Here is a 21,780-nt window from a genome sequence, read left to right on the forward strand (position 1 = left end):
GCTAGCCCAGCCATTTACGAGCCATTAGCTCAGTTGGTAGAGCATCTGACTTTTAATCAGAGGGTCGAAGGTTCGAGTCCTTCATGGCTCATCATTTTTGCGGAAGTAGTTCAGTGGTAGAATACAACCTTGCCAAGGTTGGGGTCGCGGGTTCGAATCCCGTCTTCCGCTTAATTAATAAGGGGCCTTAGCTCAGCTGGGAGAGCGCCTGCCTTGCACGCAGGAGGTCAGCGGTTCGATCCCGCTAGGCTCCATCTAAATAAAAAAGCTTACATCATACGATGTAAGCTTTTTTTGTGTTTAAAAAGACAACTTTTATACTTGTCGTTTAAAATGAAGAAAACGTAAAAATAAGGGATGGGGAGATAATTGTGAAAGTTGTTATTGCATCTGATTCATATAAAGAAAGCCTAAAAGCTATAGAAGTATGTGGAGCTATTGAAAGAGGTTTTAGAGCAATTTTTCCTAATGCAGAGTATGTGAAAATACCAATTGGAGATGGAGGAGAAGGGACGGTTGAATCACTTGTTGATGCTACAGGGGGGAGAATTATATCAATTAGTGTGACAGGACCGCTTAGAGAAGGTATACAAACTTTTTATGGCATTTCTAAAGATAAAAAGACAGCGTTTATTGAAATGGCAGCAGCATCAGGATTACAGCACGTTCCAGTTGAAAAGCGCAACCCACTTATTACAACGACAAAAGGAACAGGAGAACTTATATTACATGCGTTAGATCAAGGAGTGGAGTACATAATTTTAGGACTTGGAGGAAGTGCTACAAATGATGGTGGGGCAGGTATGTTAGCAGCTTTAGGAGTAAGATTTATAAATGACAAGGGTGAAGTAATAGATCCATCTGGAGGCACATTACATTCGATTGTTGCTATTGATTTTTCACGAATGGACCCACGCTTAAAGGGGGTAAAGATAGAAGCGGCATGTGATGTGGATAATCCATTAGTCGGAATGCAGGGAGCATCTTTCATATTTGGGAGACAAAAGGGTGCAAATGTAGAGATGATGAAAGAGCTAGATGAGAATTTACAACATTATGCGAATATGCTTAAACGATATGTATCTTTTGATGTATCTGAAATACCTGGTGCAGGGGCAGCGGGAGGAATGGGAGCGGCTGTTATTTCAGTGTTAAAGGGAGACTTGCGGAGGGGCATTGAAATTGTATTAGATTATACAAATTTCAATAAACATATAGAAGATGCAAATCTCATTATAACTGGTGAAGGTAGAATAGATAAACAAACTGCATATGGAAAGGCTCCTGTGGGTGTTGCGGGGCGTGCGAAACGTTTTTCGGTGCCTGTAATTGCTATTGGAGGGTCTGTATCATCTGATTATTCAGCTGTGTACGAGAAAGGAATAGATGCGGTATTTAGTATTACAACGAGACCGATGACACTAGAAGAAGCATATAAAGTAGCAGAAGAAAATATCGAAATGACAACAAAAAATATTGCAATAGTATGGAAAATAGCATCAGAAAAACACTTCTAAATGTAGGAGTGTTTTATTATTATTATTATTTAATAATAGTGATTGCGATTGTTTCATTAAGTTAACTTTATACATAGAATAGTCTTGAAATTTGGTTTTCAGCATAAATATAAGTGAATAAATTGTATATCCATACAGAAAAATGTCGAATTGAGTCAGACTATATAAAAGATTTAAAATATTTAGTGAAGGCATAAAAGGGGGATACTATCTATGAAAAAAGAAATCTCAGTTATTGAAGTTCCAATGGATTTAGGACAGATGCGTCGTGGAGTTGATATGGGACCGAGCGCGATCCGTTATGCAGGGGTAATTGAAAGAATTGAAGAAATTGGATATGACGTTAAAGATATGGGAGATATATGTATAGAGAGAGAAAAAGAGATAGATGAAAATACAAAATTAAGAAACCTTACACAAGTTGCAACTGTATGTAATGAATTAGCAAGTAAGGTGGATCATATTATAGAAGAAGGTCGTTTTCCACTTGTATTAGGTGGTGACCATAGTATTGCTATCGGTACATTAGCTGGTGTAGCAAAACATTATAAAAACTTAGGCGTTATTTGGTATGATGCACACGGTGATTTAAATACAGAGGAAACTTCACCATCTGGAAATATTCATGGTATGTCACTTGCAGCAAGTTTAGGTTATGGACATTCTTCACTTGTAGATTTGTACGGAGCATATCCAAAGGTGAAAAAAGAGAATGTCGTAATTATCGGTGCGCGTGCATTGGATGAAGGAGAAAAAGATTTCATTCGCAATGAAGGTATTAAAGTGTTCTCAATGCATGAAATTGATCGTATGGGGATGACGGCTGTTATGGAAGAAACAATCGCATATTTATCTCATACTGATGGTGTACACTTATCATTAGATTTAGACGGTCTTGATCCTCATGATGCACCAGGTGTTGGAACGCCTGTAATTGGCGGTCTATCTTATCGTGAAAGTCATTTGGCGATGGAAATGTTAGCAGAAGCTGATATTATCACATCTGCTGAATTTGTTGAGGTAAATACGATTTTAGATGAGAGAAATAGAACGGCAACAACAGCAGTTGCTTTAATGGGTTCTTTATTCGGTGAAAAACTAAAATAAATGTAAGAAAAGCAACTGAGAAGTTGCTTTTTTTATTTGAAAATAGGCGTATAATAATGATTTATATTATACTGTACAATAAAAATGTTTGACATCTTACCAATTTGAGCTAAAGGGGGTTGTTTGTAATTGTCGTTGGTTTCATGTATGGTATAATTAACTAGTTGTTGGAAATACATACAGATAGAGCATAAAACAATATTTCAATATATGGATAGAATTGCTCGTAAGTAGGAGGAAGGGATAGCATGCCTTTTGAAGATACGACCATTTTGAAATATCTTAGTACGGCATTAGATATTGCCATTGTATGGTTTATTATATATAAGCTAATTCTTATAATCCGAGGGACGAAAGCTGTTCAACTTTTAAAAGGGATTACAGTTATTATCGTCGTTAAGATGATAAGTATTTTCCTTGAATTGCGTACGCTATCTTGGCTAACTGAACAAGTATTAACGTGGGGATTTTTAGCCGTTATTATTATCTTTCAGCCAGAATTGCGAAGAGCACTTGAGCAGCTAGGGCGCGGAAGTTTATTTTCGCGTGTTGGAACAAATGAGGATGATGAACCTGAAATGGTTGCAACTGCGATAGCAAAAGCAACCGAATATATGGGGAAACGTAGAATGGGTGCATTAATTACTTTGTCAAAAGAGACCGGTATGGGTGATTATGTGGAAACGGGTATTCCGCTTAATGCAAACGTATCATCGGAATTACTTATTAATATTTTTATTCCAAATACACCTCTTCATGACGGAGCGGTAATTATGCAAGGAAGTACAATTAAAGCAGCAGCATGCTATCTTCCATTATCAGAAAGTCCGTTTATTTCTAAAGAATTAGGAACTAGACATCGTGCTGCCATGGGAGTTAGTGAAGTTACTGATAGTATTACAGTAGTTGTGTCTGAAGAAACTGGTCAAATTTCTTTAACGAAAAATGGTAAGTTGCATCGTGATTTGAAGACAGAACAGCTGAAGGATATGTTATTAGCTGAATTTAGTGGAAACGAAAAAACGACTTCTTCGTCTTTATGGAATTGGAGGAGAAAGCGTCATGGATAAGTTAATGGAGAATCATTGGTTTTTAAAAGGGATCTCATTACTATTGGCGTGTATGCTTTTTATGTCAGCGACGTTAACTGAAAAAAATACGACATCAGGTATATTACCTTTTGCAAATGATACGAAAGAAACATTAACTAATTATGCTATTAATCTTAAGTATGATGAGGAGAAATATATTGTAAGTGGTATTCCAGCAGAGGGCGTTAAGGTGAAATTAGAAGGCCCAAAAGCATCAGTTGCTACAGCAAAAGCAAAAAAACAATTTGATATACCGATTGATTTGCGAGATAGTCCAAAAGGAACTTATGAGATTTCTTTAAAAACGAACGGGCTTCCAGATGATGTGAAAGGAACAGTTCAGCCATCAACAATTAAAGTTACTCTTCATGAAAAGGCGAGAAAATATGTTCATGTAGATCTGAAATTATCAAATGAGGATCAGATGCCAGCGGGGACTACACTAGAAAAATCAAGCCTTAAACCGGATACTGTTGAGGTAGTTGGGACGAAAGAAGAAATTGAAAGTATTTCATCTGCCAAAGCGTATGTTGATTTAAAAGGTGTTAATAAAACTGTTACAAAAACGCCCGAAGTTACATTATACAATAAAGAAGGAAAACGTTTAAATGTAAGAACAAGTCCATCTAAGATTAGTGTAACGTTGAATGTGGCAACGCAAACTACAGCCAATAATACTGAAAAAACTGTTCCTGTAACGTATACGAAGAAGGGGAGTTTAGCAGAAGGATTGGCAGTTACAAATATCAGTGTTGAGCCGAGAGAAGTAACTATAGTTGGTCCAAAAGATATTTTGGATAATATACAATCGCTAGAGGGGGTCGAAGTAGATCTTAGTCAATTGACAGAGTCTACAACATTCGATGCCTCTGTTTTATTACCCAAGGGTGTAACAAGTGCAAAACCGAATCAAGTGAAGGTTTCGGTGGGAGTGCAAAAAACAAAACAAACGAAAACAAAAACGATTGATGGTATCCCAATCCAGCAAAATGGACTTTCTAAAGATGTTACTGCTCAGCTACTTTCGCCGCAAGATGGAAAGATAAGTGTTGATATTTCAGGAGAAGCAAGTATAGTAGATAAAATAACAGCTGCTCAAATAACAGCGGTAATTAATCTGCAAAATGTATCTCCAGGAACGAAAGATATTTCCATTCAAGTGAGTGGTCCTGGTAATATTTCAATAGAGCCAAAACAAAAAAGTGCTAAAGTTACTATTGTGAAGAAAGAAAAACCAGATAAAGAAGTACAGGGTAACGGTCAACAACCGGATTCAAACACCGATCAAGAAAATCAAAATGAGAAACCAAAAAATCCTGAACCTGATTCAGAAAAAGAACAGGAAAAGAATCAAAACCAAAATCAAAATCAAGATAAAGATAAAGAAACGAGTCAAGAACCAACAGTAGATAATCACAATCAAAAAGAGCAAGAAAAAGGAGCGAATCATAATGGGTAAATATTTTGGTACAGATGGAGTACGCGGAGTTGCAAATAAGGAGTTAACACCTGAATTAGCTTTCAAAATTGGACGTTTTGGTGGTTATGTATTAACAAAAGATACAGATCGTCCAAAAGTAATTATCGGTCGTGATACACGTGTATCTGGCCATATGTTAGAAGGAGCTTTAGTAGCAGGGCTATTATCAACTGGAGCAGAAGTAATGCGCCTTGGCGTTATTTCTACACCGGGCGTTGCTTATTTAACAAAAGCACTAGACGCACAAGCGGGTGTTATGATTTCTGCATCTCATAATCCAGTACAAGATAACGGTATTAAATTCTTTGGTTCAGACGGCTTTAAATTAACAGATGAGCAAGAAGCTGAGATTGAAGCTTTATTAGACAAAGAAGTTGATGAACTACCACGTCCGACAGGTACTAATCTTGGACAAGTGAGTGATTACTTTGAAGGTGGACAAAAATATTTACAGTACATTAAACAAACTGTTGAAGAAGATTTCTCTGGCCTACATATCGCTTTAGATTGTGCACATGGTGCAACTTCTTCTCTAGCTCCATACTTATTTGCAGACCTAGAAGCTGATATTTCAACGATGGGAACTTCTCCAAATGGTATGAATATTAATGAGGGTGTAGGATCTACACATCCAGAAGGCTTAGCTGAATTGGTAAAAGAAAAAGGTGCGGATATCGGACTTGCTTTTGATGGCGATGGCGACCGTTTAATTGCTGTAGACGAAAAAGGAAACATCGTTGACGGTGATCAAATTATGTTCATTTGTGCGAAGTACATGAAAGAAACGGGTCAATTAAAACATAATACAGTTGTTTCAACTGTTATGAGTAACTTAGGTTTCTACAAAGCACTTGAAGCAAATAATATTACAAGTGATAAAACAGCAGTTGGTGACCGCTACGTAATGGAAGAAATGAAGCGCGGAGGTTACAACCTAGGTGGAGAACAATCAGGCCATATTATCTTACTTGATTACATTACAACTGGTGATGGAATGTTAAGTGCACTTCAACTTGTAAACATCATGAAAATGACGAAAAAGCCATTATCTGAGCTTGCAGGAGAAATGACGAAATTCCCACAATTGCTAGTAAACGTTCGTGTAACAGATAAAAAATTAGCATTAGAAAATGAAAAAATTAAAGAAATTATTCGTGTTGTAGAGGAAGAAATGAACGGTGATGGCCGTATTCTTGTTCGCCCATCTGGAACAGAGCCACTTATTCGTGTAATGGCAGAAGCACCAACACAAGAAGTTTGTGATGCATATGTACATCGCATTGTAGAAGTTGTGAAAGCCGAAGTTGGCGCTGAATAATTAGCTGAATTTATATGAAAAAGGAGCACAAAAAGTGCTCCTTTTTCATATGTTTTATAGACGATGAAAAAAATTTCATTGACGGTTTATCCATGTTTGTTATAAGATGGTCTTGTTCTTTTTCTCAAAGGAAATATTGTAAATTATAAAAGCGCCAGAACTACAAATAGTGTAGTTGACGAGGTGGGGTTTATCGAGATTTCGGCGGATGACTCCCGGTTGTTCATCACAACCGCAAGCTTTTACTTAAATCATTAAGGTGACTTAGTGGACAAAGGTGAAAGTGTGATGAGAGAAGAGGAACGGATGAAAACTAGCTGTATAAGTATATACGGACTTAAACCCAATCGAGAGGAAGGTGAAAGCCGTTACAAGCTTACAGGGCTAGCAATATGTAATCCGTTTTTTAGTATAAATAAAAATGGTATCGGACTATGTCGTTACATGTTCGCAGAGCAGTGTAAGCATTTGTAACGGCGACTAAACATGTGTGGAATCGTAGGATTTATTGGAGAGCAAGATGCAAAGGAAATTTTATTAAAAGGTTTAGAAAAGCTAGAATATCGTGGATATGATTCAGCAGGTATTGCAGTACAAGCAGAGAACGGTGTTGTTGTATACAAAGAAAAAGGCCGTATCGCAAAACTTCGTGAAATCGTAGATGAGAACGTAGCAGCAAGCGTAGGTATCGGACACACACGCTGGGCTACACACGGTGTTCCAAGTAAAGTAAACGCGCATCCGCATCAAAGTACATCAAAACGCTTTACATTAGTTCATAACGGTGTAATTGAAAACTATGAATTAGTGAAAAAGGAATATTTACAAGATGTAATGTTCGTAAGTGAAACAGATACAGAGGTTATCGTACAGCTTATGGAACAACAAGTGAGCACAGGATTAAGTGTAGAAGAAGCGTTCCGTAATACGCTATCTCTTTTACATGGCTCTTATGCAATCGGATTACTTGATGCTGAAAATCCAAACATGATTTATGTTGCTAAAAACAAAAGCCCGCTATTAGTAGGTGTTGGTGACAACTTTAATGTTGTGGCAAGCGACGCTATGGCGATGTTACAAGTTACAGATCAATTCATTGAGTTAATGGATAAAGAAATCGTAATCGTAACGAAAGAAAGTATTACAATTAAAAACTTACAAGGTGAAACGATTGAACGTGCACCGTTTACAGCGGAATTAGACGCAAGTGATATTGAAAAGGGAACATATCCTCATTTCATGCTTAAAGAAATCGATGAGCAACCACTTGTAATCCGTAATATAATTCAAAAGTATCAAGATGAAAATGGCGAAATTGAATTAAATCAAGACATCCGCAATGCGATTTTAGATAGCGATCGTATTTACATCATTGCATGTGGAACGAGTTATCATGCAGGTCTTGTTGGAAAACAATTTATCGAGAAGTTTGCAAAAATGCCAGTTGAAGTACACGTGGCAAGTGAATTCTCTTACAACATGCCATTATTAACAGAAAGACCATTCTTCATTTACATTTCACAAAGTGGTGAAACAGCTGATAGCCGTGCAGTACTTGTACAAACAAATGAAATGGGCCATAAAGCATTAACAATTACAAACGTGCCTGGTTCTACGCTTTCTCGTGAAGCTGATTATACACTTCCGTTATACGCTGGACCAGAAATTGCAGTTGCATCAACGAAAGCTTACACAGCACAGCTTGCAGTACTTTCAATTTTAGCGGCTGATATTGCTAAAGCAAAAGGTGAAGTTCTTGATTTCGATTTAACACACGAACTAGGACTTGTAGCAAATGCAATGATAGAATTTTGTGATCAAAAAGAAGAAATGGACGCATTAGCAAAACAATTTTTAGCAACAACGCGTAACTGTTTCTTCATCGGACGTAGCGTAGACTTCTACGTAGGATTAGAAGGTGCGTTAAAACTAAAAGAAATCTCTTACATCCAAGCAGAAGGATTCGCTGGAGGAGAGTTAAAACACGGTACAATCGCTTTAATTGAAAATGGTACACCAGTTATCGCACTTGCTACACAAGAGCACGTAAACCTTGGAATTCGTGGTAACGTGAAAGAAGTAGTAGCACGCGGAGCTAACCCATGTATCATCTCAATGAAAGGCTTAGAAATGGAAGGTGACAGCTTCGTATTACCAGCTGTACACGAAGCACTAGCACCGCTAGTAGCAGTTATTCCATTACAACTTATCTCGTACTACGCAGCACTTCACCGCGAGTGTGACGTTGATAAGCCACGTAACTTAGCTAAGTCTGTTACTGTTGAGTAGGAGATTGGTAGGTTAATAAATATAGTTATGCGTTTGAAATAAATTTTGATAGTTTATAATAAATTAAAACTAAGAAAAGAACTCTGTAAAAATCATTTTACAGAGTTCTTTTAGTTATTTATTTATTGTTTTACATAACAAATTGTTACTTGTTCGTCTATGTGGAAAATCTGTAATGCTTTACCATCTAAATTTTTAACCTCATATGATGAATAAATAGGTCTTTCCAATTTCACTTCTTGACCATTTTGAGTTCCTTTTTCCACCATTAGCGTTAACTGATGGGAAGAAACGTCTGCTTGGTATGTTCCTGTTAAGTAATTATCTTTATTTGGATAAGAACCATTTGCATATGTTTCAAATGTCTTATCTGCTTTTAGGACTAACGTAGTTTTGACTCCGTCTCCGTAATCAATACCCCAATTACCTACAAGCTCTGTACCGTCTTTATAGTTGTTCTGTACATTCTTAAACTTAGCGGAATCCTCGTCTGGTGTATCAATTTTTCCTTTGAATATACCAGTTGTATCTTGGGTACTGTATGTTTTAACTGTATTACCACTAGATAAACTCGGTGAGTTAGAAGAACTAGTACCACTTGTTGTAGAAGTAGTTGTTGAACCACCCTTAGCTTCCGCTTTTAACTTATCAAATACAGGTTTCCAAATGCGTTTTGCTTCATCTAATTTATTGTTTGCTTTATCTATGATTGCATCATCCGTATCTTTAAGTGTTTTAGAGTAATCAAATAACTTCGATACTTCTTTGAAAGATTCTTTTAACTTTTGAACAGCTTTTACAATTTCCTTATGATCTTCCTTGTATTTTCCTGGTGCATCTATACGCTCTATTTTATTAAATACTTTATCTAAGTCTTTAATACTATCTCGTACCTCTTCATTTGACTTACTTCCCTTTTTATTATCCCTCACAGAAGCATCATAGTAATCTAGACGTCTTAATAAGTCTTCTTCAATGTCTACCATAAGTTGTGGGTAATCCTCAGGTAAAACCATAATCATCTTAACATCTTTACTTTCTTCTTTTGAGTTAGTTGATTTTTCCTTTGTTTCAGATGATTTACCTTCTGTCTTAGTTTCTTTACTTTCTTGTTTACCAGATTCAGCATTTGTTTTTTCTTTTTCTCCAAATAAACTAGTTACACTACAAGCTGACATAGAAACTACTAATCCGGATGCTAGTAAAATTTTACCTGTACTCTTTTTGAAATTCTTCATATGATTTTTCAATTCTCCCTCTAAAAACATAAAATAGATGTGCTTTAGCCCCTTTAAAACTAAAAAACATACCCCTTCTATATTTATTTTATAATACCTTTCTATGTATAATATTTTACAATTAATTACAGATGCAGTCAAAATTTATCTTAGTTTAACGATGTTTACAAAAAAGATGCGAAGCTTTATTCTTCAAGTAAAGATTCTAAGTGAGTTTTGATTAAAATTTTTTTATAAAAATCTCATACTTAGTTAAAAAGAGTAATTCTATTTTGATCAATCGCTTTTTCAAAATGGATTTTTTTGTTGTTAAATAAAGATTTATGACTTCATTTTTATCAAATTTTATTCCAAACCAACATATAGTTATAGCTTTAAAATAAATTTACAAATTTGTATCTAAAAGGGGTATTTTTGTGTCGAAAAAGAACATCTAAAATTGATAAGCGGAAAGAGCCCTATAGATTAAAGTTTTACTTTATCGGATTCACTTTTATTTATCTGAATTTTCCGTTACTATTTTAAGTATCCGTGAACAATTTCCTTTATTACGACAAGAAGAGACGGTAGATTCATGGACATTACAAGGGGGCTTATTATATGAAAGTGAAAGCAAAAACATATTTAAGTATAGAAGAGATTATTTCATTACCAACCGTATCAAGTACAAACATAAGTGATGATGGTAAAAACGTATCATTTGTTAAGAAGACGGCTGATTGGAAAGACAATATATATAGGAATCATGTATGGATATATGAAAAAGATAAGAAGCAGAGTTACCCATTATCAAATGGTGATATAGATAGTACACACCCATTATGGTCTCCAGATGCTAGGTGTATCGCATATCTTAGTCCAGTTGGTGATGGGGGAAATCAGATATTTGTTAAGTCACTAGATGATTATAGAGAGGTTCAAATTACTGATGAGAAAGAAGGAGTCAGTACATTCAAATGGGGTCCTACTGGCAAGGGTCTTTATTATGTTACGCAGTCAAAAGAATGTGAAGAGATAAAGAAACGTAAGGACCTATATGGAGATTTTCAACATATAGGTAAGGAACACCAGAATAATTGTTTATATTACATTGAAATAGAAAAGGTGATACAAAGTGATACAGATGAACACGAGAACAGAGTTGTTTATCAATTAACGGATGGTAAGGATTTTCATATCCATGAATTTGATATTTCAAATGATGGTAAAAAGGTTGTATTTATGGCGACACCAAGCTCAAATATGGCAGATTATATAAATGGAGATCTATACATACTCCATATTAAAGCTGGGGAGCTACAAAAGCTGAATGTGGATAAGTTGTTGGGAGGGAGTGTTTGCTTTTCTCCTGACGGCAGTAAAATATGTTACACAGCAAGCATAAGAGAGAAGGATTACTATAGAAACCATATACAAGATAGTACGTTAGAGATATATGATATGAATACTGGAGAGGTAATTCAGCCTCTAACAAACTTTGATAGTACAGTTATGCCATTACAGTGGACAGCTAAAGGAATTTTAATTAGATGGCAGGATAAAACGAATTATCGTATTGGATTACTAGCTGAAGATGGCACTGTGGAAGCATTAAGCGACAAGGTAGATGGCTTTATAATGGATGCCTCTATAACAAAGGATGGAAATCATATAACCTATAATAAGGCTATAACAAATGAAACCTTTGAAATCTATTTAGACGATAAAAAAATAACGGATGAAAATAGCTTTTTCAAAGGGAAACTTAAAAGTAACAGGGAAATCATCTCGTGGAAAAGTAGTGATGGTCTTGAAATAGAAGGTGTTTTATCAACGCCAGTAGAGTTTGACACTAATAAAAAATATCCTTTATTAGTAGTAATTCACGGTGGTCCGGCTTGGGCATCTTTTCCGATATTTTCAGACTGCTTCAATGAGAAATATCCGATTGAACAGTTTGTTGAAAAAGGCTTTATCGTTTTAGAGCCAAATTACAGAGGAAGTTCAGGTTATGGTAATGAATTTTTAAAAGCTAACTATAGAAAACAGGGGATTGCTGACTACGACGATGTTATATCAGGAGTTGATAAACTAGTTGATCAAGGGGTAGTAGATAAAGATAGAGTAGGAGTTATGGGATGGAGCAACGGTGGATATGTATCAGCTTTCTGTTCTACATTTAGTAGAAGGTTTAAAGCTATTTCAGTTGGCGGTGGAATAACTAACTGGAGTACCCATTATGTAAATACAGATATACCTTACTTTATTAGAATGTATTTAGGAAATACTCCATGGAATGATCCAGATATATATACGAAGACATCACCTATGACGTATATTAAATCAGCTTGTACGCCTACCTTAATTCAACATGGGGAAAAGGATGCAAGAATTCCAATTACAAATGCATATGATCTATATCAAGGATTAATGGATATGGAAGTTGATACAGAATTAATTATATTTAAAGGAATGGCATATAGTTCTGACCAACCAGGAGTTCATGTGGCTATTATGAAGCAGAACTTGATGTGGTTTTCACACTATATGCTTGAAGAGAGTATGGAGGGTTTTAGGACTTTGTAATAGATGTTTGTACAAGATATATGATCGAAACGGTCTTCATATTGAGATGATTTATTATAAAATATATACTTAAACTACTATCAGTACATATATCAGGGAGGACTAATATGACAGGAAATAAAAATGACTTATTAGTAGAAAAACGTGAAGAGTTATTGAAAGTATTGCAAGCTCGTTTTGAGAAAAACATGAACCGCCATGAAGGTCTTGAATGGGCTAAAGTTGAAGCGAAGATAGAAGCTAATGCTGAAAAATTATGGTCACTTAACGAAATGGAAGTAACTGGTGGTGAGCCGGATGTTATTGGTTATGATGAAGAAAAGGACGAATATACTTTCTATGATTGTTCAAAGGAGAGTCCTAAAGGCCGCAGAAGTCTTTGTTATGATCTTGAAGCGTTAGAATCAAGAAAAAAGCATAAACCAGAAAATAACGCTATTGATGTGGCGGCCGCTATGGGTATTGAGTTATTAACGGAAGAACAATATCGAGAGTTACAACAACTTGGAGATTTTGATATGAAATCATCGAGTTGGGTACAAACACCTTCAGATATTAGAGAGCTTGGTGGTGCTCTATTTTGCGATTATCGCTTTGGACATGTTTTCGTGTACCACAATGGAGCAGACTCTTACTATGCTGCCAGAGGTTTTCGTGGTTCGTTAAAAGTTTAAATTAGGATAAATAAGAAAAAGAGCCTATATTCAGGCTCTTTTTCTTATTTATATTTTAAAAGTAAATTGTTACTACGCAGTTTTACTTAATTTATATATTCCGTGGTTGTTTTTACGGAAAAGTTTAGGGAAAACATAGCCATCTAATCCAATACGTCCAGCGTTCTGCCCTGCAACTAAAATGAACATAGTCAAAATAAGCAGGTTTGGGTTTACACTAACAGTTCCGCTTAATAAAAATGAAAGATTCATTATGATTCCGAAAAATGCAGCTGTTTTTGTTAATCCGCCTAAAATTAAACCTAGACCTACTAAAATTTCTCCCCATTGAACTAAAAAGCTAAATAGGTCTGCGTTTGGAAGGACAAAATGTTGAAGGAAATCTGCCCACCAACTTTGTACTGCAGGGTGGTCCCCTGATGCTTGAGCAATAGCACCCTTTAGAAAGCCACTTGCGTCAAAAGATTGTCCGAAGACTTTGCCTATCCCAGCAGCGAACCATGTATATCCTATGTAAAGCCGTAAAAGTAATAATATGAAAGTAGCACGTTTATCAGTTCTTAAAAAATTGATAACCATTGAAATCCCTCCAATATTGTATTTACACGTTTATTATATATCCAATGTGAAAAGATTCACAATGGAGAGAATGTGAACAAGGATAGGTTGTGAATAATTGTTTTATTTTTTGTAACATTTTATCTGCTTTGATAAACTAAGAATAGAGATATATGTAAAGGAGACAAAGACTCAATATGTGGATGAACTTGTAATCATTAGAAACTACTAGATAGATAAATTTTGCTCTCATAAGCGAGGGTTTATTTAGTTATCTGTAAATCATTCAAGGAATGCATATTTGGCTTGTACATCCCTTTTATAAGGATAGGTGTCTATTTTATGTATCTGTCTTTTTTGTGGGAAAGTTTATATCTCTTATATAAAATATGCGTCCTTTAAACTTGGAGGAGTATATGATGAACCAATTAAAAAATAAAGTAGCAGTTATTACAGGGGTAAGTCGTCTAGATGGTATAGGGGCAGCGATTTGTAAAGAATTAGCTGAATCAGGATACGATATATTTTTTACGTATTGGACAGCTTACGATAAAGAGATGCCTTGGGGCGTTGATAAAAATGAACAAATACAATTAAAAGAAGAGTTACTAAAAAACGGTGTTAAAGTATCAAGTATGGAGTTAGATTTAACTCAGAATGATGCACCAAAAGAGCTTATAAATAAAGTTACTGAACAATTAGGGTACCCTCATATATTAATTAATAATGCAGCATATTCTACGAATAATGATTTCTCTACGTTGACTGTTGAAGAATTAGATAAGCATTATATGGTAAATGTTCGTGCGAGTACCCTGTTAAGTAGTCAATTTTCTCGGGGATTTGATAAGAAATCTGGTGGTAGAATTGTTAATATTACTTCGGGGCAATTTCAAGGTCCTATGGCAGGAGAACTAGCTTATGCGACAACGAAGGGAGCTATTGATGCTCTTACTAGTACGTTGTCAGCAGAGGTAGCTCATTTAGGAATAACAGTGAATGCAATTAATCCAGGACCAACCGATACAGGATGGATTACTGAAGAGATAAAACAAGGGTTAAAGCCGATGTTTCCTTTTGGCAGAATTGGTGAGCCAAGGGATGCAGCTAGACTCATTAAATTTCTAGTAAGTGAAGAAGCCAAGTGGATTACTGGGCAAGTTATTCATTCAGAAGGTGGATTTAAAAGATAAAAAAGAAGGCATCTCACCAGGGTGAGATGCCTTCTTTTTTAATCTTTCTTCAATCTTCGTGCAACACCATTCCCTAAAGACTGTAATCCTTGAACGAGGATAATTAAAATAAAGACAGTTGCATACATTACTTCAGGCTCGTAGCGTAAATGTCCGAAGCGGTATGCTAAATCCCCTAGCCCGCCAGCACCTACAAGGCCAGCCATTGCTGTTGCGCCGATTAAGCCGATCGTTGCGATTGTTAATCCGAGTACAAGGGAGGGACGTGCTTCTTTCACCATAACGTGCCAAATGATTTTTATAGTAGAAACGCCCATCGCTTGGTAGGCTTCAATGACACCGCGATCGACTTCTAGTAAAGCTGTCTCCATTAAACGTGCGATATAAGGGGCTGTGAAGACGACAAGCGGTACGATAACACCTTGCACGCCAATGGACGTTCCCATTAGAAACTTTGTAAAAGGTAAGATGAAGAATAATAGAATGATAAATGGAAGAGAGCGAATGATATTAATAATTGTATTAAGAATAGGATAGATGATTTTATTTTCACGTTGCCCACCAGGTCTCGTTAAAACAAGTGTGACGCCAAGTGGCAGTGCAATAAGGATCGAGATGAGTAATGAAATAGATGTCATTTGAAATGTTTGGATTGTTGCTTCCCATATGACTTTACCCCATTCATCCAAAAAGGACTTGTTTCCCATAGTCTGTTCTACCTCCTTCTACGATGATTTCTTGCCCTTGTAAAAATGATAAAACACGGTGGATTTCATTTTGTTCCCCTTGCATATGAACGACTAGTTTCCCATATGTTTCATGTTTTAACTGCGTAATATTACCGGATAAAATATTCGGATACACTTGGAAACGTTTTGTGGCAACGGCTAAGGCAGGTTCCCCTGAAGTAGTGCCAATAAATGAAAGTGTTACAATTTCTCCAGTACTTTGTAGTTCTTTCTGTACCTCTTCTGGAATTTTCGCTGCAAATGCGCTATTTACAAATTTCTTCGTTGTTACATGTTGTGGGTTTGTGAAAATATCTTTTACAGTCCCACTTTCGACTACAGATCCATGTTCCATAACAGCAACGCGGTCACATATACGCTGGATGACATTCATTTCATGTGTAATGAGTAAAATCGTAATTCCGATTTCTTCGTTAATCTTTAATAACAAATCAAGGATAGAATCGGTTGTTTCGGGATCTAATGCGCTCGTTGCTTCATCACTTAATAACACTTCAGGTTCATGTGATAGCGCACGAGCAATTGCAACACGCTGTTTTTGACCACCAGAAAGTTCGCTTGGATACGCATCTTTTCGATTAAAAAGATCGACAATGCGTAAATACTTTTCTACTCTTTTTTCAATTTCTGCTTTTGGAATGCCAGCAAGCCGTAACGGTAATGCGATATTTTCATAAACGGTAACAGTTTTAAGTAAATTGAATCCTTGGAAGATCATTCCGATTCTTTGTCTCGCTTTTGCTAGTTCTTTTGTCGATAATGTTGTTAAGTCTTGTTGGTTTACAATGATATTTCCTGTCGTTGGTTTTTCTAATAAATTTACACATCGAATCAATGTACTTTTACCAGCGCCACTATACCCAATGATTCCAAATACCTCGCCTTTTTCTACTTTAAGGGAAGTAGACTTAAGAGCCTCAACATTCCCTTTTTTTGTTGTAAATACTTTGGATATGTTTTGTAATTCAATCATTATCGTCAGCTCCTACCAAGATGGTAAAACTGAACCATCAAATTTTTTCTCGATAAACTCTTTTACTTCCTTAGACTGATAAGCTTTCTTTAATTTATTTACAACGGCATCATCTTTATTTTCAGTACGAACAACGACCCAGTTCACATATGGTGAATCTTTTCCTTCGCGGAAGATAGAATCTTTCGCTGGACTTAATTTTGCACCTAATGCAAAGTTTGTGTTAATAGCAGCTGCTTTCACTTCACTTAGTTGTGTTGGTAATTGAGATGCCTCTAATTCGACAATCTTTAATTTTTTTGGATTTTCAATTACATCTTTTGCAGTCGCTTTTTCTGTAGCCTTCGGATCAACTTTTAAAACCCCTGCTTTTTCAAATAATTTTAAAGCTCGAAGTTCATTCGTTGGGTCATTTGGTACAGCAATTGCGTCGCCCTCTTTTAAGTCTTTTACATCTTTTATATCTTTAGAATATACGCCCATAGGGAATGTTACTGTTGAAAATACTTCAGCTAATTTCATATTGCGTTCAGCTTTAAATACATCTAAATACGATTTCGTTTGGTAGCTATTTACATCAAGGCTTTTTTCATCTAAAGATACGTTTGGCGCTACATAATCATTAAATACTTTTATATCAATTTCGAGACCATCTTTTGCTGCAACTTCTTTTACCTTTTCAAAAATTTGTTCATGTGGTCCACCTGTTACACCGACAGTAATCTTTTTCTCGTCTAATGCTTTTACCTCTTTATCTGAACTCACGCTACATGCGCCTAATAATAATACTGCTCCGCTTACAATGCTTAATAATACCTTTTTCATCTATAAATCCCCCTTCATATACGTTCCAAAATAAAAAGCACCTCCCAAAAATAAGAGAGGTGCCGAATAGACGAAATAGATTCCTCTCTTATCTTCCAAAACGAAAACTCGTTTTGCAGGAATTAGCACCTTAGCTTATACGTCATAAGCTCGGTTGCCGGGCATCATCGGGCCAGTCCCTCCGCCACTCTTGATAAGAGTATGTGTATGTAGTTTTGAATATGGTACTAATAGTAAATCTTACAAAAAGAATTGTCAATAATATTTTCAGAATATATTTTATTTTAAGGTAATCGAAACGTTCCCCTTTTTATGTCCTTTTTCTACATATATATGAGCTTCAGCAATTTCTTCTAATCGGTAAGTTCTATCAATAACAGGTTTTAGCTTTTCTGTTTCAGCTAGTTGTTTTAGCAGGTTCATATCTTCTTTACTGACCTTTGCCATCATTCCGTTCACAGATACATATTTTCCATTAGGCATTAATGCATCTGTACAAAGAGACTTTTTATATTTTCCAACTGCATCAAATATAATATCGTAGTGCTCGCCCCGCTTAGTAAAATCTTCTTTCATATAATCAATTACGTTGTCTGCCCCTAAAGTTGTTACTAAATCGAAATTCGAACTACTACAAATGGCTGTGACAGTCGCCCCGAAGTATTTAGCAAGTTGTATGGCAGCTGTCCCTACTGACCCAGAGGCGCCATATATAAGTACTCGTTGCCCTTTTTTTATCTGTCCTTTTCTAAGGAAGTGCAATGCTGAAGTTCCGCCGAAAGGAATAACGGCAGCTTCTTCATATGTCACATTGGTAGGTTTTAATGCTATTAATCCACTTTCATGCACGCATGTGTATTCCGCATAACCACCAAGGTTTAGTTCTGTTAATGCAAAAACTTGATCTCCTTTTTTAAATTGTGTTACATCTGTTCCAATGTCTTCGATTTCACCGGATAACTCTACGCCAAGTATAGGTTTTCTCGGTTTTCTGAAACCTAATATGATCCGCATAGGAATCCAAAATAAGAGTGGGCTATTAAAGCCACGTATTCTACAATCTCCAGTCGATACACTTGTTGCGTGAATTTTAACTAATACTTCATTTTTTTTAGGTTTAGGCTTTTCTACATTTTGAAGCTGGAGAACATTAGGTGGTCCGTACTTTGTACAAATAATCGCTTTCATAATGACCTCCTGAAATGAGTTGTTATTATTTACATCATATTTAAACTTTTTCTCAAACATGTTGTTATATAGGAAATAAATTTAAAGATAAATATTACGAATTATATAGATTTCATAGGAAAAGAGATGATATTATTTTTGGGAAGGAGGGGACGTTATGAAAAAACTTATTTTAATTTCAAGTTTAGTACTTGCAGTCGGTCTAGGAGTAGGGTGTAGTAATGAGAAAACAAAAAAGACTGACGAACCGAAAAAAGAAGCTGTGCAGAAAGAAAAGGAATTAACAGCGAAGGATGTTTTTAATAAAGCGAATGAAGCTTTTAAAAACGAAGAAAATGTAACGATGACATATGATGTGGGAATAAAGGCTGAAGGAACAGAGATGAATGTAATAAAGGCTAAAATGCAACTAGAGCCGAAGAAAAAAATTCTCGTTCTGAAATGAATGTTTCTGGTACAGAGGTTGTTGTTTATGATGTGGGTGGCAAAATTGCTGGTCAGTTAAAAAATCCTAATACGGGTGAAATTATGTCTGTACCAGAGGAACAATTGAATGCTAACGGAATGAACGCGACTCAAGGAATGGTAGATAATTTAGAGATTCCATCGGAAATTTTAAATAAAGTGAAGATGGAGAAAAGTGGAGATAATTATAAGCTGAAGTTTGCATTAAAAGGGCAAGAGACAGAGAGTATGTTAGCTAGTATGGATGAAAAGCAGAAACAAATGCTACAAGGCCAAAATGCAAAGATAGAAGAAATAGATGGGGAATATATTATTACAAAAGATTTTAAATATGAATCAGCAAAGATAGATATGGTTATGAGTAGCAATGGTGAGGATAAAGCGCACATTATTACGGATGCAAAGTTTACATCGTATGATAAATTTGATCCAATACAATTGCCAGCAGCAAAGTAATCACTGTCAAGAGAGGTACCTGAAAGAACGGGTAGCTCTTTTTGTTGCTAATAAGGAGAGTGTCCTTTGAAAAAAAGAAAGATAGCAGTGGTCATTGTCGCATATACGGTTTTGCTTGCAACGTCTGTACATACGTATAAAAAACAAATTGATCATCCTATTATGAGTGATGTAGGTAAATTGCTTCCGACAAAAATAAAACGTGTTGAAAGTGCTACGGAAGAGCACTCGTTAATAAAATTAGTGCGAGATGCAAAAGTTTCAGGAGAGAAAATTTCCATTGCAGGCATGCAACATAGCCAAGGAGGACAGACATATTATCCGAATGGCACGATGCTCGATATGAAAGGATATAATAAAATATTAGAATTTGATCCAGAGAAGAAGCGGATTACAGTTCAAAGTGGTGTCACCTGGAATGATATTCAGAAGAAAATAAATCCTTATGGCCTTGCGGTACAGGTCATGCAGTCTCAAAATATTTTTACTGTTGGCGGTTCATTAAGTGTAAATGTACACGGGCGTGATATTCGTCATGAGGCACTGATTGATACAGTAGATTCATTTAGATTGTTAATGGCAGATGGCACGGTACGTAATGTAAGTAGAGAAGAAAATGCAGAGTTATTTCCATATGTCATTGGGGGTTACGGTTTATTTGGAGTTATTTTAGATGTGACGCTGAAGTTAACAGATGATGAATTATATGAAATGCACACGAGAATGATAGATTATAAAGAATACGCATCTTATTTCAAAGAGAAAGTGAAAAGAGATGAGAATGTTCGTATGCACTTAGCGCGTATTTCTGTTGCTCCAAATTCATTTTTAAAAGAGATGTATGTGACAGATTATACTTTGGCACAAAATCAAAATATGAGAGAAGAGTACAGTGAATTAAAGGAAGAAAATATTATAGCTGCACCGAAATTTTTACTTGGTTTATCACGTTATAGTGATTGGGGAAAGAATACATTTTGGGATATACAAAGAGGTTATTTTGAACGTACAGATGGAAATTATGAGACGCGTAATAATGTTATGAGATCAGATAGTGCTTTTATGGAATATGAAAATCCAAATAGGACCGAAGTGTTACAAGAATACTTTGTGCCTATAGATGCTTTCACAGAGTATATAGATGATTTACGTAACGTATTAAATGAAGAAGAGTTTAATTTACTCAACATTACGATTCGTTACGTGGAAAAGAATGAAAATGCAGTTTTGTCCTATGCGAAAGATGATATGTTTGCGCTAGTTCTTTTGATTAACCAGGGACGCTCAGAGAGTGAGATAAAGAAAACAGAGGATGTCATTCGAAAGATGATTGATGTTACTTTAAAGCATAATGGTAGTTACTATTTGCCGTATTATTCTTATCCAACGAAAGAGCAGTTAAAGAGGGCATATCCTCGCATTGAAGAATTTCTCAAGAAAAAGAAGGAAGTAGATTCAGAAGAGAGATTTGTGAATTTATTTTATAGGGAGTATACGAAATGACATATAGAAGATTTGTGGCTTCGCAAAGTATCATCATGATGGCAGGAAGTATGGTATTTCCTTTTTATATATTATTGCTTCGAAACGTTGGAAATAGCTTCTCGCAATTTGGCTGGGCGTATGGCTTATTTGCTTTAACATCAGCACTTGTATATCCACTAGTGGGAAAGGTATCTGATCAAGTAGGGGATAAAAAATTATTAATCATATACGCTTGGTCCATGGCAATCTTAATGCTTTGCTTTCCAATTGCCACGGAAGTTTGGCATGTGTATATTCTTCAAATTGTAATGGGCGTTTTAGGTGCTGTGCAGCGTAATACTGAGAAGACTTCGTTAGCACGAAAGGTTGCGCAGGAAAAGGCTGGTTATGAGATTGGAAAATACCATGTGTGGACATCCATTGGCGGAGCAGTAGCGGTTATTGCCACGGGATATTTAGTAGATTTCTTTACAATTGGTACAATTTTTTATATTGCATCTATTTTATATGTAGTGAGCGGGATTGTATTAAGTAGTAAAAAATATAAATATTCCTATTTTCACCTTAATACCCTTTATTTGTTATACTAAAAGGGAATACAAAAGAAAA

The 21,780-nt window shown here is 35.8% G+C and carries 18 protein-coding genes, 3 tRNA genes, 1 pseudogene and 1 riboswitch; of the genes and pseudogenes, 16 read left to right on the forward strand and 6 right to left on the reverse strand.

Annotated elements, in window-relative coordinates; genetic code table 11:
* Positions 1 to 18: 18 nt before the first annotated feature.
* The 10 genes from MR169_RS17425 (at position 19) to glmS (ending at position 8,802) form a co-directional block, all read left to right on the forward strand.
* A tRNA-Lys gene (locus tag MR169_RS17425) sits at positions 19 to 91 on the forward strand.
* 8 nt (positions 92 to 99) lie between these two features.
* Positions 100 to 171 (forward strand) — tRNA-Gly (locus tag MR169_RS17430).
* A 10-nt stretch (positions 172 to 181) separates the two neighbouring features.
* A tRNA-Ala gene (locus MR169_RS17435) sits at positions 182 to 254 on the forward strand.
* A 117-nt stretch (positions 255 to 371) separates the two neighbouring features.
* Positions 372 to 1,517, forward strand: a complete 1,146-nt coding sequence (locus MR169_RS17440; protein ID WP_242319753.1) for a glycerate kinase — start codon at positions 372 to 374, stop codon at positions 1,515 to 1,517.
* 213 nt (positions 1,518 to 1,730) lie between these two features.
* A complete protein-coding gene (gene rocF, locus MR169_RS17445; RefSeq protein ID WP_242319754.1) occupies positions 1,731 to 2,624 on the forward strand; it encodes an arginase in 894 nt (297 codons plus the stop codon).
* Positions 2,625 to 2,872: 248 nt separating this feature from the next.
* Positions 2,873 to 3,694: a diadenylate cyclase CdaA gene (cdaA, locus tag MR169_RS17450; protein ID WP_242319755.1), complete on the forward strand. Its 822-nt coding sequence runs from the start codon at positions 2,873 to 2,875 to the stop codon at positions 3,692 to 3,694.
* Positions 3,687 to 5,174: a CdaR family protein gene (locus MR169_RS17455; protein ID WP_044797174.1), complete on the forward strand. Its 1,488-nt coding sequence runs from the start codon at positions 3,687 to 3,689 to the stop codon at positions 5,172 to 5,174. The genes cdaA and MR169_RS17455 overlap by 8 nt, the downstream gene beginning before the upstream one ends.
* Positions 5,167 to 6,513 (forward strand): phosphoglucosamine mutase, encoded by a 1,347-nt coding sequence (glmM, locus tag MR169_RS17460; protein WP_000521476.1) that lies wholly within the window; start codon positions 5,167 to 5,169, stop codon positions 6,511 to 6,513. The genes MR169_RS17455 and glmM overlap by 8 nt, the downstream gene beginning before the upstream one ends.
* A 288-nt stretch (positions 6,514 to 6,801) precedes the next feature.
* Positions 6,802 to 6,987, forward strand: coding sequence for a hypothetical protein (locus MR169_RS17465; RefSeq protein WP_001206405.1), 186 nt, complete (start codon positions 6,802 to 6,804; stop codon positions 6,985 to 6,987).
* A 12-nt stretch (positions 6,988 to 6,999) separates the two neighbouring features.
* The gene (gene glmS, locus MR169_RS17470; protein ID WP_242319756.1) at positions 7,000 to 8,802 is read left to right on the forward strand and encodes a glutamine--fructose-6-phosphate transaminase (isomerizing); all 1,803 of its coding nucleotides are present in this window, start codon (positions 7,000 to 7,002) and stop codon (positions 8,800 to 8,802) included.
* A 122-nt stretch (positions 8,803 to 8,924) separates the two neighbouring features.
* Here glmS and MR169_RS17475 read toward each other — a convergent pair whose 3' ends face one another.
* Positions 8,925 to 10,052 (reverse strand): DUF3994 domain-containing protein, encoded by a 1,128-nt coding sequence (locus MR169_RS17475; RefSeq protein ID WP_016118993.1) that lies wholly within the window; start codon positions 10,050 to 10,052, stop codon positions 8,925 to 8,927.
* 588 nt (positions 10,053 to 10,640) lie between these two features.
* On the opposite strand from MR169_RS17475, the gene MR169_RS17480 reads away from it, so the two are divergent.
* Both MR169_RS17480 and MR169_RS17485 read left to right on the forward strand, forming a co-directional pair.
* Positions 10,641 to 12,605, forward strand: a complete 1,965-nt coding sequence (locus MR169_RS17480) for a S9 family peptidase (protein ID WP_000864891.1) — start codon at positions 10,641 to 10,643, stop codon at positions 12,603 to 12,605.
* A gap of 107 nt (positions 12,606 to 12,712) precedes the next feature.
* On the forward strand, positions 12,713 to 13,279 hold the full coding sequence (locus MR169_RS17485; RefSeq protein WP_000147388.1) for a DUF4256 domain-containing protein: 567 nt from the start codon (positions 12,713 to 12,715) through the stop codon (positions 13,277 to 13,279).
* Positions 13,280 to 13,351: 72 nt separating this feature from the next.
* Here MR169_RS17485 and MR169_RS17490 read toward each other — a convergent pair whose 3' ends face one another.
* The gene (locus MR169_RS17490; protein ID WP_000236358.1) at positions 13,352 to 13,858 is read right to left on the reverse strand and encodes a DoxX family membrane protein; all 507 of its coding nucleotides are present in this window, start codon (positions 13,856 to 13,858) and stop codon (positions 13,352 to 13,354) included.
* Positions 13,859 to 14,253: 395 nt separating this feature from the next.
* Here MR169_RS17490 and MR169_RS17495 point away from each other — a divergent pair, with 395 nt between their 5' ends.
* A complete protein-coding gene (locus MR169_RS17495; RefSeq protein WP_242319757.1) occupies positions 14,254 to 15,030 on the forward strand; it encodes an SDR family oxidoreductase in 777 nt (258 codons plus the stop codon).
* A 38-nt stretch (positions 15,031 to 15,068) separates the two neighbouring features.
* On the opposite strand, the gene MR169_RS17500 is transcribed toward MR169_RS17495, so the two are convergent.
* The 4 genes from MR169_RS17500 to MR169_RS17515 form a co-directional block, all read right to left on the reverse strand.
* Entirely contained in the window at positions 15,069 to 15,737 is a 669-nt protein-coding gene (locus tag MR169_RS17500) for a methionine ABC transporter permease (RefSeq protein ID WP_000527151.1), read from the reverse strand.
* Positions 15,712 to 16,752, reverse strand: coding sequence for a methionine ABC transporter ATP-binding protein (locus MR169_RS17505; protein WP_061663588.1), 1,041 nt, complete (start codon positions 16,750 to 16,752; stop codon positions 15,712 to 15,714). Before MR169_RS17505 ends, MR169_RS17500 begins: the two co-directional genes overlap by 26 nt.
* A gap of 12 nt (positions 16,753 to 16,764) precedes the next feature.
* Positions 16,765 to 17,577 (reverse strand): MetQ/NlpA family ABC transporter substrate-binding protein, encoded by an 813-nt coding sequence (locus MR169_RS17510; protein ID WP_000756992.1) that lies wholly within the window; start codon positions 17,575 to 17,577, stop codon positions 16,765 to 16,767.
* Between the two features lie 85 nt (positions 17,578 to 17,662).
* Positions 17,663 to 17,777: riboswitch (SAM riboswitch) on the reverse strand.
* A 79-nt stretch (positions 17,778 to 17,856) separates the two neighbouring features.
* Positions 17,857 to 18,765 (reverse strand): NAD(P)-dependent alcohol dehydrogenase, encoded by a 909-nt coding sequence (locus MR169_RS17515; RefSeq protein WP_000643864.1) that lies wholly within the window; start codon positions 18,763 to 18,765, stop codon positions 17,857 to 17,859.
* A 157-nt stretch (positions 18,766 to 18,922) separates the two neighbouring features.
* Between MR169_RS17515 and MR169_RS17520 the strand changes: the two are divergent.
* From MR169_RS17520 to MR169_RS17530, 3 genes and pseudogenes are all read left to right on the forward strand, one after another.
* Positions 18,923 to 19,686: pseudogene (locus tag MR169_RS17520) on the forward strand (hypothetical protein).
* 66 nt (positions 19,687 to 19,752) lie between these two features.
* Positions 19,753 to 21,189 carry an FAD-binding oxidoreductase gene (locus MR169_RS17525; protein WP_061663589.1) on the forward strand — a complete coding sequence of 479 codons (1,437 nt, stop codon included), beginning with the start codon at positions 19,753 to 19,755 and terminating at the stop codon, positions 21,187 to 21,189.
* Positions 21,186 to 21,761 carry an MFS transporter gene (locus MR169_RS17530; RefSeq protein ID WP_242319758.1) on the forward strand — a complete coding sequence of 192 codons (576 nt, stop codon included), beginning with the start codon at positions 21,186 to 21,188 and terminating at the stop codon, positions 21,759 to 21,761. The genes MR169_RS17525 and MR169_RS17530 overlap by 4 nt, the downstream gene beginning before the upstream one ends.
* Positions 21,762 to 21,780: the final 19 nt, after the last annotated feature.

This window comes from Bacillus cereus group sp. BfR-BA-01349 (assembly GCF_022663795.1).
Classification (GTDB): domain Bacteria; phylum Bacillota; class Bacilli; order Bacillales; family Bacillaceae_G; genus Bacillus_A; species Bacillus_A cereus.

Coding starts and splice junctions, on each gene's coding strand:
- rocF (WP_242319754.1), top strand. CDS start 1,731: ATGAAAAAAGAAATCTCAGTTATTGAAGTTCCAATGGATTTAGGACAG.
- cdaA (WP_242319755.1), top strand. CDS start 2,873: ATGCCTTTTGAAGATACGACCATTTTGAAATATCTTAGTACGGCATTA.
- MR169_RS17455 (WP_044797174.1), top strand. CDS start 3,687: ATGGATAAGTTAATGGAGAATCATTGGTTTTTAAAAGGGATCTCATTA.
- glmM (WP_000521476.1), top strand. CDS start 5,167: ATGGGTAAATATTTTGGTACAGATGGAGTACGCGGAGTTGCAAATAAG.
- MR169_RS17465 (WP_001206405.1), top strand. CDS start 6,802: ATGAGAGAAGAGGAACGGATGAAAACTAGCTGTATAAGTATATACGGA.
- glmS (WP_242319756.1), top strand. CDS start 7,000: ATGTGTGGAATCGTAGGATTTATTGGAGAGCAAGATGCAAAGGAAATT.
- MR169_RS17480 (WP_000864891.1), top strand. CDS start 10,641: ATGAAAGTGAAAGCAAAAACATATTTAAGTATAGAAGAGATTATTTCA.
- MR169_RS17485 (WP_000147388.1), top strand. CDS start 12,713: ATGACAGGAAATAAAAATGACTTATTAGTAGAAAAACGTGAAGAGTTA.
- MR169_RS17490 (WP_000236358.1), bottom strand. CDS start 13,858: ATGGTTATCAATTTTTTAAGAACTGATAAACGTGCTACTTTCATATTA.
- MR169_RS17495 (WP_242319757.1), top strand. CDS start 14,254: ATGATGAACCAATTAAAAAATAAAGTAGCAGTTATTACAGGGGTAAGT.
- MR169_RS17500 (WP_000527151.1), bottom strand. CDS start 15,737: ATGGGAAACAAGTCCTTTTTGGATGAATGGGGTAAAGTCATATGGGAA.
- MR169_RS17505 (WP_061663588.1), bottom strand. CDS start 16,752: ATGATTGAATTACAAAACATATCCAAAGTATTTACAACAAAAAAAGGG.
- MR169_RS17510 (WP_000756992.1), bottom strand. CDS start 17,577: ATGAAAAAGGTATTATTAAGCATTGTAAGCGGAGCAGTATTATTATTA.
- MR169_RS17515 (WP_000643864.1), bottom strand. CDS start 18,765: ATGAAAGCGATTATTTGTACAAAGTACGGACCACCTAATGTTCTCCAG.
- MR169_RS17530 (WP_242319758.1), top strand. CDS start 21,186: ATGACATATAGAAGATTTGTGGCTTCGCAAAGTATCATCATGATGGCA.